Annotated in this window: 11 protein-coding genes; all 11 read left to right on the forward strand. The window is 46.2% G+C overall.

The features are described from left to right. Nucleotides 1-13: 13 nt before the first annotated feature. The 11 genes from RH46_RS08265 to RH46_RS08315 all read left to right on the forward strand — a co-directional run bounded on the left by RH46_RS08265 (nucleotide 14) and on the right by RH46_RS08315 (nucleotide 13,621). Nucleotides 14-1,465, forward strand: a complete 1,452-nt coding sequence (locus RH46_RS08265) for a sigma-54-dependent transcriptional regulator (protein ID WP_006878957.1) — start codon at nucleotides 14-16, stop codon at nucleotides 1,463-1,465. Next, on the forward strand, nucleotides 1,446-2,498 hold the full coding sequence (locus RH46_RS08270; protein WP_006878958.1) for a glycosyltransferase family 4 protein: 1,053 nt from the start codon (nucleotides 1,446-1,448) through the stop codon (nucleotides 2,496-2,498). Before RH46_RS08265 ends, RH46_RS08270 begins: the two co-directional genes overlap by 20 nt. A 132-nt stretch (nucleotides 2,499-2,630) precedes the next feature. After that, complete coding sequence (locus tag RH46_RS08275) at nucleotides 2,631-3,836, forward strand: glycosyltransferase family 4 protein (RefSeq protein ID WP_040895428.1); 1,206 nt, start codon at nucleotides 2,631-2,633, stop codon at nucleotides 3,834-3,836. After that, nucleotides 3,829-5,013: a glycosyltransferase family 4 protein gene (locus tag RH46_RS08280; RefSeq protein WP_006878960.1), complete on the forward strand. Its 1,185-nt coding sequence runs from the start codon at nucleotides 3,829-3,831 to the stop codon at nucleotides 5,011-5,013. Before RH46_RS08275 ends, RH46_RS08280 begins: the two co-directional genes overlap by 8 nt. 22 nt (nucleotides 5,014-5,035) lie before the next feature. Beyond that, entirely contained in the window at nucleotides 5,036-6,463 is a 1,428-nt protein-coding gene (locus tag RH46_RS08285) for a lipopolysaccharide biosynthesis protein (protein WP_006878961.1), read from the forward strand. Then, nucleotides 6,460-7,860 carry an O-antigen ligase family protein gene (locus RH46_RS08290; RefSeq protein WP_006878962.1) on the forward strand — a complete coding sequence of 467 codons (1,401 nt, stop codon included), beginning with the start codon at nucleotides 6,460-6,462 and terminating at the stop codon, nucleotides 7,858-7,860. The genes RH46_RS08285 and RH46_RS08290 overlap by 4 nt, the downstream gene beginning before the upstream one ends. A 72-nt stretch (nucleotides 7,861-7,932) precedes the next feature. Further along, nucleotides 7,933-8,646 carry an acyltransferase gene (locus tag RH46_RS08295; protein ID WP_006878963.1) on the forward strand — a complete coding sequence of 238 codons (714 nt, stop codon included), beginning with the start codon at nucleotides 7,933-7,935 and terminating at the stop codon, nucleotides 8,644-8,646. 10 nt (nucleotides 8,647-8,656) lie between these two features. Beyond that, nucleotides 8,657-9,772: a glycosyltransferase family protein gene (locus tag RH46_RS08300; protein WP_006878965.1), complete on the forward strand. Its 1,116-nt coding sequence runs from the start codon at nucleotides 8,657-8,659 to the stop codon at nucleotides 9,770-9,772. Continuing rightward, the gene (locus RH46_RS08305; RefSeq protein ID WP_006878966.1) at nucleotides 9,769-11,205 is read left to right on the forward strand and encodes a GumC family protein; all 1,437 of its coding nucleotides are present in this window, start codon (nucleotides 9,769-9,771) and stop codon (nucleotides 11,203-11,205) included. The genes RH46_RS08300 and RH46_RS08305 overlap by 4 nt, the downstream gene beginning before the upstream one ends. A gap of 137 nt (nucleotides 11,206-11,342) precedes the next feature. Then, a complete protein-coding gene (locus RH46_RS08310; RefSeq protein WP_006878967.1) occupies nucleotides 11,343-12,437 on the forward strand; it encodes a glycosyltransferase in 1,095 nt (364 codons plus the stop codon). Further along, on the forward strand, nucleotides 12,434-13,621 hold the full coding sequence (locus tag RH46_RS08315) for a glycosyltransferase family 2 protein (protein ID WP_006878968.1): 1,188 nt from the start codon (nucleotides 12,434-12,436) through the stop codon (nucleotides 13,619-13,621). The genes RH46_RS08310 and RH46_RS08315 overlap by 4 nt, the downstream gene beginning before the upstream one ends. The last annotated feature ends 9 nt before the right edge of the window (nucleotides 13,622-13,630 follow it).

Here is a 13,630-nt window from a genome sequence, read left to right on the forward strand (position 1 = left end):
TAGGAAATTGCCAATGAAACCGAAAGTATTATTAATAGAAGACTCCACGTCACTGGCCATTCTGTATAAGCAGTACGTGAAAGATGAGAACTACGACCTTTTTCACGTCGAAACAGGTAAAGAAGCGATCGCGTTTATCGAACGTAACGTGCCTCAACTGGTGATTCTCGATCTTAAACTTCCTGACATGGACGGCGAGCATATTCTCGACTGGATTAACGAACATCAGGTACCGACCTCGGTGGTTATTGCCACTGCACACGGTTCGGTTGATGTTGCAGTCAGCCTGCTACAGAAAGGAGCGAAGGATTTTCTCGAGAAACCCATTAACGCAGACCGACTCAAAACGTCGATTGCCCTGCACTTACAACAAGTAAAACTTGAGTCTCTGGTCGAGGATATCGAGGCTAAGTTTGATCGTAACAGATTCCATGGTTTTATCGGCTCCAGTTTACCCATGCAGGGGGTATACAAAATCATCGACTCTGTGGCTCCGACCTCTGCAAGCGTGTTTATTATTGGCGAGAGCGGTACGGGTAAAGAAGTGTGTGCAGAAGCGATCCATCAAGAGAGTAAACGTAAGGACAAACCTTTCGTTGCCATCAACTGTGGCGCGATCCCCAAAGACTTAATGGAAAGTGAGATCTTTGGTCACGTCAAAGGCGCTTTCACTGGGGCGACATCCGATCGTAAAGGTGCGGCGTCACTGGCTAACGGCGGCACCCTGTTCCTCGACGAACTGTGTGAAATGGAGTTAGAGATGCAGAAGAAGTTGCTGCGTTTTCTCCAGACGGGAACCTTCACACCATTGGGTGCGACCAAAGAGATGAAAGTCGATGTACGTATTATCTGCGCAACTAACCGTGATCCTTTGGTCGAAGTTGAACAAGGTCGATTCAGAGAAGATCTCTATTACCGTGTTCATGTGGTACCTATTGAGATGCCTCCACTGCGTGAGCGAGGTAACGATATTGTCACCCTTGCCACTCATTTCCTTAAAGTGTACGCCAAAGAAGATGGCAAGAAGTTTTCTGCTATTCATCGCGAAACCGAATCCACACTCAAGCGTTACAATTGGCCTGGTAATGTTCGCCAGCTACAGAACATAATACGCAATATTGTTGTGCTCAATGATGATAGCCACCTAAGGTTTGATCATCTACCAGCTCAGCTGACCAGTAACAAAAAAGCAGCGCCAAGTCAGCCGGCACCAGCGGTTGTTGCACCGCCACCTTCAGCGGTTGAAGCGGCACATCCCGAGGAGCCAGACTTAACAACTAACCCTGCTAAACCAAATGTAAATATTCGCCCTATGTGGCAAATAGAGCGAGAGGCCATTCAACAGGCAATTGACTATTGTGATGGTAACGTGCTGAACGCTGCGGTATTGCTAGAACTCAGCCCATCAACCGTGTACCGCAAGAAGCAAGCCTGGGAGTCTGAGGATGAGCAGCAGCTCGTCTAGCCAAGTCTGGTTAGTCATCGACAGCCAGACATTCGGTGGGATAGAAACTCATGTGCTTGAGCTCGCTAAAGGGCTTAAGCAATTTGAAATTGAAGTAAAAGTCTGGTTATTACGCCACTACTCGCATCCGGCACAATTAGCGCAACAGCTAAAACAGGCCAATATAGCGGTCGGCTACCTCGACAAAGCTGGTGACAACTATTTCCTTTCTCTGTTGAACAAAGTAAAACATCATCGCCCTGTCGCACTTCACGCCCACGGTTACAAAGCGAGTGTGACCTGCAAGGTGATCCGCCTACTAACCGGGATCAATCAGGTTTCCACTTACCATGCAGGCGAGACACCCAAAGGTAAGGTTTGGCTCTATGATGCCATTGACCGGTATAGTGGATTTGTTTCGTCGCACTCTATTGTGGTTAGCGACGCAATTGCAGCTAAACTGCCCTACTCATCGGTTTACTTCAATAACTTTGTTGATAGCAATATCTTGCAAGCTTCTTCAGGTGAACAAATTGCTTTTGTTGGTCGCCTCAGTGAGGAAAAAGCACCTGATCGCTTCGTTGAACTTGCGCGGCTTAACAAGTCATTAAGCTTTGACGTCTATGGTTCAGGCGCGATGGAAGCCAGGTTAAAGAGCACTGCTCCCGACAATGTCGTTTTTCACGGACACCAAACTAACATGACTCAAGTGTGGGATAACATTGGTTTGTTGATCATCTGCTCACGCTATGAAGGGCTTCCTATGGCTGCGCTCGAAGCAATGGCGCGAGGTATACCTGTTTTAGCCTTGAACGTTGGTAACCTGAGCAAGCTGATTCAGCATCAGAGCAACGGATATCTTGTCGACTCGATGGCACAACTTAATCAATCATTGAGTGAATTTATCAATCTCGACAACAATGCCCGCAAAATACTTAAATCCAACGCGATCACCACAATAGAACAGCACTTTTCTCCCTCCGCTGTTATCCCCCAATTACTTGCAATCTACTCGCCCAATCAATTTCAAACTGATTGTCAAATTGAGAAATAGCCAGCAGTTAACTAAATGTAAAAAATTAATCCTTAAAAACCAATGACTTATCGTTGACGCATTTGTGGCATTCCGTTTGCCTTAACTCTGTTGTTAGACACCGTTTTCTACAACATCTATAAGGGGTTGGCTATGGCGAGGAAAATTCTATTTGTGCATTACGGCGACAATTGGATTCGTGGCAGTGAGCAATGCTTGCTAGACCTGATTCATTACATCAGTCAACGTAATTACCAACCGGTGGTGTGGACTAATAACCGCACTCTGGCTGAGCTACTCGATCAGAATCAGGTCACGACTGAATTAAGCCAGTTTAAGTTACTGCTTGGTTGGCAGGCGCCTCGTTTCAATCTTATGAGTTGGGCTGGATTAGTTGAGCACGGCTGTGAGCTAATAGAACGTGAAAACATCGATCTCATCCACATAAACAGTGGCGCGCCATGTCAATGGATGATCGCAGCAGCACGAATTAAAAATGTTCCTTTAGTGACACAGCTTCACTGCCCTTACCAGACCAGAGACAGATTGACGCTCGGTCTGCACCTTTCCCCACATATTATTTCCGTAAGCCACCATGTCTCACAAGCATTGATTAAAGATGGCTACCCGCAAAGTCGAGTATCAGTAGTCCATAATGGCATTGACACTCAATCACTGATTAAACAGCAGACTGTTGATGTTCGCGGCGAATTAAACATCTCAGATCAAGATTTTATTTTTGCTACTGTCGGCTCACTGATTCACCGTAAAGGTATCGACCGACTGCTTACCGCTCTTCGACATGTGACACTCGAATACCCGAATGTTCATTTGGTGGTTATTGGTGATGGTCCGCTCAAACGCAAACTGAAGAATCAGGCCGAATACCTTCATCTTGCCGACCAGATTCACTTTGTTGGCGAACAACACAATGTTATCGGATGGCTTAAAGGTTGCGATGCGTTTGTCAGCGGAGCACGTAGTGAAGCGTTCGGTCTGGTCGTTGCAGAAGCGGGGTTGGCAAAGCTGCCAATTGTGGCTCCTTTTGAAGGCGGAATACCGGAATTTATTAGTCACGGTAAAACAGGGGTGCTTTACCCTAACAAGGGAGTCGGTCCAATCGCCAACGCTATGCGAATCCTAATCAACAATCCGAAGTTATGTCGCATATTGGCAGTCAAAGCATACCAGCACATTACTCGTAATCACGATCTGTCCGTCACCTGCCCTCAAATAGAGAAAGTTTATCAACAGATTCTGGCCCAGAAACAGAACAAACCACGCTCTCTGTTTAGTACTCTGCTGCCAATAAAAAGTTATCTCGCCAACCGCGTATCGTTGGGAGGTCAACATGGCTAAATCTAACCTTACTCTGGTCTTCGACCCAATTCCTTTTAAAGGTGGGTCTAAAATCGCTACCAGCGATGCCTTAAATGTCTGTCGTGTCAGGGATAACCAGTTTTTAGTGATGACCGTCGATCCTGAGTTCTGGCAATCGAGCGATTTTTACGCCAACCACAATGTTCAACTGGTCCGTATCTGGCCACTGCTCGGCTTGATGAAGGTTCATCACGGACCGCTATACTGGCTAAATCAACTATATCTGCTGTTGAGCTTGCTTTTCACTTTGGTCTGCCATCGCGGTGTTAACAAGGTGGTAGGTGCATCGGGTCCTGGAATTGATATGGCACTTTACTTGTTGCAGCGGTTAGTGTCGCTTGAAGTGGTACAGTTTATTCACGGCAATGTAGGCCTGTCTCGTTCGATCGGTTACTGCCTGACTCGTGCTGACGCCGTGTTTTATCTTCCTTGTGCTCGTGAGAGTATTAAAGCCGCACTTGAAGCCTATCTCTGCCATTCAACCAATATCTCAGACAGCGCACCGCTTGCTGAATCCTATTTAAGTTCTGCGCACTATCAGTCTTTTGTTAATGGCTTACCAAAGTCGCGCTGGCCAAGTCAATGTCAGACTCAACTACCGGTCTGCTTTTGGGCTGCGTCATTATTGAAGTGGAAAGGTTTAGACACATTGATTGAAGCGGTGAGAATCTCTGCTCGCTATAAACCTTTTGCCCTAAATATCTGCTTTATCCGCCCTAAAGAGACTTGCTTACCTGTATCGCAAGCTCCGGTCAATCTAAAGCATACCCATTGGTATCATGACCCAGACAATCTCGATCAGATCCGTAGCCAATCGAGCATATTTATTTCGACCAGCCGTAATGAACCCTTCGGTTTATCTATCCTTGAAGCACTTGCTGCAGGTATGTGCGTTTTAATCCCGCAGGATGGTGCCTACTGGGATCAGGAGTTAACGCACAATGAAAACTGTATCAAATATCAAGCGAACGACCCTGACTCATTGGCGAATGCCCTCCTCTATGCGACAAGTGAGCAAGCAATACTTGAACGTTGCAGTAATAACGCCCGCTTGATCGCCAATAGCTACCGTGCTGAGTTCCGCTACCAGAAATTCGCTCAGTATCTTAATGGTGATGTTGCCACCACCATGACCAGTGCGTTGGACAACAGCTAAACCAACACGGGAGGGTAAGTCCATGAAGAATAATCATCTAAAAGACATGAGCTTATACGCAATTAGCCTGTTCCTAATCAAGGGTGTGTCGCTGTTTACTTTGCCACTGATGGCTCACTATTTGTCGCCTGATGAACTAGGTCATCTTGAACTGTTGGGCATTACCACTGTGTTCTTTAGTCTCATTGTCGGATTAGCGATGCATGAGAATCTATACCGTTTTATTGGTCCTGTGCGCCATAAAAAATTGCGTAAAGCTAAGGCGAACAAACTCTACAGCACTTCACTGGTGATCTCTTTCTCTCTCACTTTGTTGTTGCTAACGCTCTATTTGCTGTTACCGATAAATTTCGATGCCTTTAACTCCAGTCAGATTGGCTTGATGTTAATGGTGTTATGCTACGAAGCTCCCCTCGCTATTTGTCTGGCATGGCTACGTCTGCACAATCAAGCAAGCCTGTTTTTTAAGGTCTGTACGATCACTGTTATCGTTCAGGTCGCCTTGTTAGTCACGGTTCTGACCAATAATCCTGATGTCACCCTGATCTTTGCCATCAATGTTCTCTGCACTCTGGCTCAGTTTCTGTTTCTGCATTGCTACCTACGCTTCGGTTTCCGTCTGCCTAAGTTTTCACAAGCACGCCAATACCTGCACTATTCGATGCCTTTAATGTTATCAGCAGTGGTCGCATTTGGTTTAAGTGGTGCGGAGAGATGGTTGATCGCAGCCGCAACTGATCTGCAAACTCTGGGGATGTACGCTATTGCCGCTAAGTTCGCTCTGGGGGTCGGCATCTTGATTCAACCATTCCATATGTGGTGGATGCCTAAGCGCTTTGAGTCTCTAAAGGTTCATGGTGCGGACTATACGGCAAGGGTCACTCAACGTGGCGTTCTGTTGCTATGTTTTATCGCCATCAGCGTCTCCTGGCTGAGTCAGATTTTCATCGCGTTGGCTTTGCCAAGCGCTTATCACCCTGCGATGGGCTATGTCAGCCTGACCATTACTATGATGCTGTTCAAGGAACTGGTCGAATTAAGCAACATTGGCGTGTTATATCGTAAGAAAACATCCCAGCTGTTGTACATCAACATCTTTGCCACCATTGTCGCGCTTGGTGTCTGTCTTGCGACCATCGATTATGGTTTATATGCCATCTTGCTCGCTTTGATCCTTGGTCAGGTTACTCGCTTTGTTCTCACTCTGTATCGCAGCCAACAACTGTTTAGCCTCAACTACCAGATCCCGGCATTGATTGGTTTGTTGTTACTGACCGTCACCTTTATCGTTACCAGTCGTTACCATCAACACCTTGAAGTCTCAATGCTGATGCTGGTTCTACAACCTCTGTCGCTACTGGCTTTTGCCATTCGCTGCCGATTAATCAGCCTTGATTCGATTAAGGGACTGTTTTCAGCCATGCAAACCTATTTAGGTAGAACTCAATGAGTCACTCGCAGCGCACCAAAGTCATCATGTTAATGTCCCTGCTGTGCTTTACTCTGGCCGCAGTATGGACCTTAGTCCCTCACCCGGCACTTGTTGTAGTGTTGTGCTTTGTTCCACTTGGAGCCTTGTTTGTTCTCAATCAGACGTTTTGGCTGGTAAGCCTGTTTGTACTGTTCTCATTCTTTCGTATTCACGAAGCCATTCCTGCACTCTATTCATTAAAGATTCCATTATTACTCTCGCTTGGCGCACTATCTGCCTTAATGTGGCACAGTTTGATCAGTCGCCAACTGACCACCTTCTGGCACCCTAGCTTTACCTGGCTAGCAATTTTCTGGCTGCTCGTAATGGTGGGGGCGGTTTTATCATCAAACCCCGGGCTTGCTATCACATACTTTAAGAACATTTATTGGAAGATCATTATCATGACTCTGGCTATTGCCTGGCTGGTAAATAGCGAGGATGCGGTAAGGAAAATCGCAACACTAATCATATTAGCAGGTGGTTTGATTGCCGTCGTGGCACTGTCTAACTCAATTAATGGTATCGGTCTGGTTGAAGGCACTCGGGTAACGATTGGACGCCAGCTGGGTTCAATGTTGGGCGATCCAAATGACTTATCGTTAGTTCTGATGTTCCCACTCGCTTTTGCGATCAGTTTTGCAACAACCAAAAACATCGGCTTTTCTCGTATCCTTGGTCTAGCTTGTCTCGTTCTAGCATTGTCCGCAGTTATCGCTACTCAGAGTCGTGGCGGTTTACTTGGCTCTATCGCAGTATTTGGTATCTTCGGCTTGCGTTTGATTCGTTCTAAAGCCTTGCTATTGGTGATAGGTATTGTCGCTATGGCGGTACTGTTTGCTGCTGCTGGCATATCAGATCGTCAGTCCGGAGGGGCTGCTGAGGAAGGAATTGATGCTTCAGCTATGGGCCGCTTATACGCTTGGGAAGCCGCGTTTAAAATGGCATTAGATAACCCGCTTACCGGGGTTGGGCTCAACAACTTCTACGCTAACTACTTCTTCTACAGCTCTCATTGGGACGGATTAAACCACGCCGTGCACAGTACATGGTTTGGCGTATTAGCGGAAACTGGCTTCCTCGGTTTAGCGGTATTCATAGGTATCATTGTCTCGCTGATAAAAACCAGTCGTAAAACCTTATCGATTCTTGATTCGAATCCGGATTCAGTCTCCCCCTATTTGACCGCCACCGCATTGGCCGTTTATGCCGGAATTATCGGCACCATAGTGTCAGGAACCTTTCTAACTCAAGGTTTTACCTGGCCAATTTATATCCTAGCCGCCTTATGTATCGCGATATCTCGTATCACGCAAAAACGTTCTCAGATTGAGAACACCCATTCCCAAAGCGAGAAATTAAAACTAACCAACTGATTTTATTGGTTAATAAATGTGGCACGTAACATGTAATGGTCTCTACATAATGTATAAATGCAGGGATCGACTATGTTGGCACAACAAATTAATCACCTCAAAGTCTGGCTACAGCACCATGATAATCCATCTTATCGCAAGCTGTTTCTCATTTTGAAAGCCCTCAGAGCATTTGATATTCCGACGCCTCATTGGTGGAACAAAAGCTGCTACTTCCTTTATCACAGTGTGACAAGCTGCTACTGCAGCATGTTACGGGTATTGATACACACCCCTGCGTTCAAAGGTCGCCTGAAAGATTATGGCAAGAGGCTTTATCTATTCGGCGGCATACCTTTTGTTTCAGGCCCATTGTCTATTTCTCTTGGCGATGATTGCCGAGTCTCAGGTCAAACGACCTTCAGTGCCCGACCTCAATCGGATAATCCACAACTGATTGTCGGTAACAACGTCGACATTGGTTGGCAAAGCACTATCGCAGTTGGTCAACGAGTCATCATTGAAGATAATGTTCGCCTTGCAGGTAAAGCATTCTTGTTCGGCTATTCTGGCCACTCTCTCGATCCCCAATTGCGTGCTCAGGGCTATGGCGATCTTGATAACGATGTTGGCGATATCATTCTTGAACAAGATGTCTGGCTCGGAACCAATGTGACGGTGTGCCCTAACGTTACCATTGGTCGTGGCACCATAGTTGGTACTGGTAGTGTGGTGACTAAAAGTCTGCCACCTATGGTCGTTGCCGCTGGTAATCCAGCGAAAATAATTCGTTCATTGAGCGAGTAAGGAGTCGACCATGCGTGATCTTATCGTCTTTGGAGAGGACTTTGGTGGTCTCCCTTCCAGTACTCAGCATCTGGTAATGCGATTAGCTAAACAACGTAAAGTGTTGTGGATCAATTCAATTGGTTTACGTCAGCCTAAACTGACTCGCCATGACTTAAAACGAGCTATCGGCAAACTGTTTGGTAAGAGTAAAGGTGGCTTCGACCGCAAGGAAGCGATGCCGGACAATATTACCGTGATTAATCTGCGCACTATTCCCGCTCCGGGTTCGACTCTCGCTCGTCGTTTAGCGAAGATGATGATCTGCTCACAATTACGTCCAGTTATAAATAAACTAAAGCTTAATGATCCTATCCTTTGGAGTTCATTACCTACAACCGCAGACCTGTGCGGTAGTCTTGGGGAGTCTGCAGTCGTCTATTACTGTGGTGACGACTTCTCGTCACTCGCCGGGGTTGATCATGACGTTGTCGCTCAGCATGAGAATAAACTGGTCGAGCACGCTGACCTTATACTGGCAGCCAGCGCTAAGTTACTCGCCAAATTTCCTCAAACGAAGACTCATTACCTCCCTCATGGAGTCGATACCAAACTGTTCAGTACACCAGCACCTCGCGCCAACGACTTACCAGCAAAAACTCAGCCAATTGCCGGGTTTTATGGCAGTTTGTCCAACTGGCTAGACTATCCGCTAATAGAGCAAGTATGCAGAGATAATCCAGACTGGCAGTTTGTCTTTATCGGTCCGATAGAGCTCGCAAGTAACCCGCTACCCAATTTGGATAACGTTCATTACTTAGGGCCGCGCGCTCATCACCAATTGCCAGGTTACAGCCAGCATTGGGACGTTAGCCTGTTACCCTTTGTCGCAAATGAGCAGATCGCAGCTTGCAGTCCACTTAAGCTCCTAGAGTATCTGGCTGCTGATAGCAGGGTTATCAGCACGCCATTTCCAGCACTGGTGCCATACGAGCCGCATGTTGATGTGGTCACTAACGCGGAACAATTCTCTCTGGCCCTAAAACGCGTTTCTCTGCAGCAAGCACGAAGTAAAACAATCAACATTGGTGATCAAAGTTGGGACGCAAGAACGGTCACTCTCAATACTATGCTGGAGTCATTATGAATGAGCTAAAACTGCGCTTGATCGTTATTCTCAATGGTGCCTGGCGACAGAGATACGTTATTTTTGTGCCGATGCTAATTCTGCCTTTTGTTGGCTACTTTGTCGGAAAGATGGCTCCGACCAATTATGTCTCTCATACATCAATGCTGATCCAGGAAACCGCTAAGATGAACCCGTTTCTTGAAGATATCGCGGTATCAACCATGCTCAAAGAGAGGCTCAACGCATTAAGTACTTTACTTAAGAGTCGTCATGTTTTGACTGCGGTGGCGAAAGAACACAACCTGATCAATGACTCAATGTCCGCCGGTGAAAAAGACTACGTAATTAACAAATTATCTAGCAGTCTGACGGTTACTCAACCTGGTAAAGACTTCCTCAAAATATCTCTGACCTCGCCTTCACCAACAGGAATGAAAGAGATGTTAGAGTCAATCAGCGAACACTTTATTGAACAGTTGCTTGCGCCAGAACGCTCATCAATTAAGGACTCCTCTGAGTTCCTGGCGATACATATAGAAAAACGTCGTGTTGAACTTGATCAGGCAGAAAACGAGTTAGCTGATTTCAAAAATCGCTTCGCCTCAGTGACACCTGAAATGCAGACCCAGTCGTTAGCTCGGTTAGCATCTTTAAAGCAGAGTTACGCAGAAAAAAGCGCCGAACTTGCAGGGGTTGAACGCAGTTTAGGCTCACTCGATCAGCAGTTATCAAAAACCAATCCAGTTGTCGGTAAAATAGAAGATCAGATTATTGAAATTCGTAGTGAACTGACTTTACTCAAAGCTAAGTACACTGAAAGCCATAGTGCAGTTCAGGGCAAAGAGCGTGAACTGCGCAGACTCGAAAACGAGCGTACTTTGCTGCTTCAAATGGAACAGCCGAATATAAGCAGCGACCAGCTTTGGGATATTGCCAGCAGTAATCAACTTCGCGACCTTGGCGAAATCCAGCCATTGCTGGTCACTCAACTACACAGTTTGCAGCTAGTCAGAGGACGTTACGAGTCACTTAAAGAAGAGACCAAAAGTCTGCAAGGCATGATTGAAGCATTGGAGCTCGAAGCCAATAGGTTTGGTGACAACGCCAAAACTATGCACCGTTTAGTACGAAATGCAGAGATAAAACGCCAGCTTTACGATGAATTGATCCAACGTTATGAAATGGCTCAGCTCACTGGTTCACTGGGAGTATTTGAGCAGAACAAACGGGTAAAAATCATCGACCTTCCTTACACGCCCAGTCGTCCAGCAAATTTGCCAATCGTTATTTTTATCATTGCTGGCTTGGTAGCCGGTATCGGCCTCGGTGCTGGTGTTGCGACTTTAATAGAACTATTTGACTCTTCTGTACGCCGTAAAGAAGAAATTGAGGCCATCACTAAGGCGCCTCTGTTGACGAATATTCCTAACATCAAACCTTATCATTCATAGTGAATCGTAATTTGATTATCACAATGAGACTCTTACTTTAAACAACACTAAGTAATTAATAAATAACAACAAAACCTTTGGCACACTCTATGCTACCTCTTATTAAAGTTTTAATAAAAACAATGTCAGGAGAGAGCATGAACAAAAAGAGTAACATCGTCATTCATGTGGTTCAGCACCTAGCCCCTGGTGGATTAGAAGCGCTGGCACTTAATATGTTGGCTTTTTCAAACCCGGCACGTCGAGTGTTGATCGTCAGCCTTGAAGGTACCAGAGAAGAGGCTCTCGCCAACTGGCCTAGATTACGCAACGTTGAACACCAACTGGTATTTCTCAACAAACCTGCTGGTTACAGTCTTGCTACCCTGCGCCAGCTATATAAATTGTTCCGTACACTTAAACCAAGCACCGTACATACCCATCATATTGGCCCCATTCTCTACGGCTCTGTTGCAGCTCGCCTCGCTGGCGTCAAAGCCAGATTACACACTGAGCATGACGCCTGGCACTTATCTAATCACAAGCATCGTTCTTTACAGAGAATGGCACTAAAGATTGCTAAGCCTTGTCTTGTTGCTGATGCCAAGCTGGTTCGCGATCAGATCGAGCAACACCTGAGCTACGACGATATCACAGTGATTAAAAACGGAATTGATTGTCAGCTATTCAAACCTGGCTCAAAACATCTTGCGCGTCAGGCGTTAGGTTTGCCTCTCAACACTAAGATCATTGGTAGCGCCGGGCGACTAGAATGGGTCAAAGGTCATGACATTCTGCTCAATGCCTTAGTCACATTACCAAACGATGTTCAACTCGTGATTGCTGGTTCAGGTTCACAACGGGAACTATTAGAGCAGCAAGCACAAGCACTTGGCGTTCACCAACGCGTGACCTTTTTAGGCTTAGTTGATGATATGTGTCGCTTTTATCAATCGTTAGACCTGTTCTGCCTGCCATCGCGTAGTGAAGGTTTCCCACTTTCGACTCTGGAAGCGCAGGCATGTGACATTGTCACGCTTACTACCGACGTCGGTGCGTGTAACGAAACCTTATGTCCAAACAGTGGATGCGTAGTGGAAAGCGAAAACCCTGACGCCTTGGCGCAAGCTCTATTTTGCGCTCTCAGCAATCACGACCAACAAGTTTCACCGCGAGAGTTTGTCCTGCAACACAACGATATTCGTCAAATGGTTAAAGCGTACGATCTTCTGGCAGAGGAGAAAAGCGCATGATTGAACTTCTACTAGCAGCACTGTTTGTTGTTTCGAGTATGCTGATTATTTATCACCACGTCGGCTATCCTGTTTTGCTTTCATGGTACTCAAAACACCACCCACTCAAGACGGTAAAACACCGTGTCAGGGGCTATAAAAAGGTCAAGAACGACCGTAACTGCGCTTCGATTACTATCTTAGTCCCGGCTTATAATGAAGAGCAGTGGATCGCTGACAAGATTCGTAATTTGTCATCTCTCGATTACCCGAAAAATCGCTACAAAGTCATCATTGCCTGTGACGGCTGCAGCGACAATACCGCGCTCATTGCCGAACAAACCATTCAAGAGGCGATTTGCTGCGACACCCATTTTGAAATCAGGGTATTTGATAATAATCGTGGCAAGGTGGCCGTCGTCAACGAGCAGATGAAAACCATCTCAAGTGATATCACCGCTCTAAGCGATGTGTCGGCTTTAATTTCGATCGACGCGTTATGGATTGCCAATCGCCACTTCCAAGACCGCCACGTAGGGGTGGTTAACGGTCACTACCAGTTATTCAGTAGCGAAAATGAAGGTGAAAACCGTTACTGGCAATACCAGAGCAGGGTCAAAATGCATGAAGCGGCCTTAGGTTCCACGCTCGGCGCACACGGCGCGTTTTACCTGTTCCGTACTCATCTGTTCAGAACCATGGACGACAACACCATCAATGATGACTTTGTCATTCCTATGGAGATTGTCCGTCAGGGTTATTTAGCTGAGTATGAGCCCAAAATGGTTGCACTAGAGATGGAGGCGACCAATCAAGATAATGACTATCGCCGCCGCTTACGTATCTCAGCAGGCAACATGCAGCAAGCCATCATGCTCGCTGAAATGTTCCTGCCCCGCTATCGCGGAGTTGCTTTCGCTTTCTTCTCGGGTAAAGGGTTAAGACTGTTGACTCCTTACCTACTGATCCTCTGTTTCGTTTCATCGATACTTTTGATGGACAACCCGCTATTTATGGTTGCATTAACTGCCCAAATTGCTCTCTATTCATTAGCAATTCTCAGTTATCTGATGCCATACATTTTTAGCCACAGAGTCTGCAAGCTTGTGCTGTATATCGTCGCAGGACACTGTGCAAACTTCATTGGTGGCTTACGTTACCTATTCGGTCTTGAATCTGGAAAATGGTCTCGTGTAGACCAATAAGGATAAATT

The organism is Vibrio brasiliensis LMG 20546, from assembly GCF_000189255.1.
GTDB classification, from domain to species: Bacteria; Pseudomonadota; Gammaproteobacteria; order Enterobacterales; family Vibrionaceae; genus Vibrio; species Vibrio brasiliensis.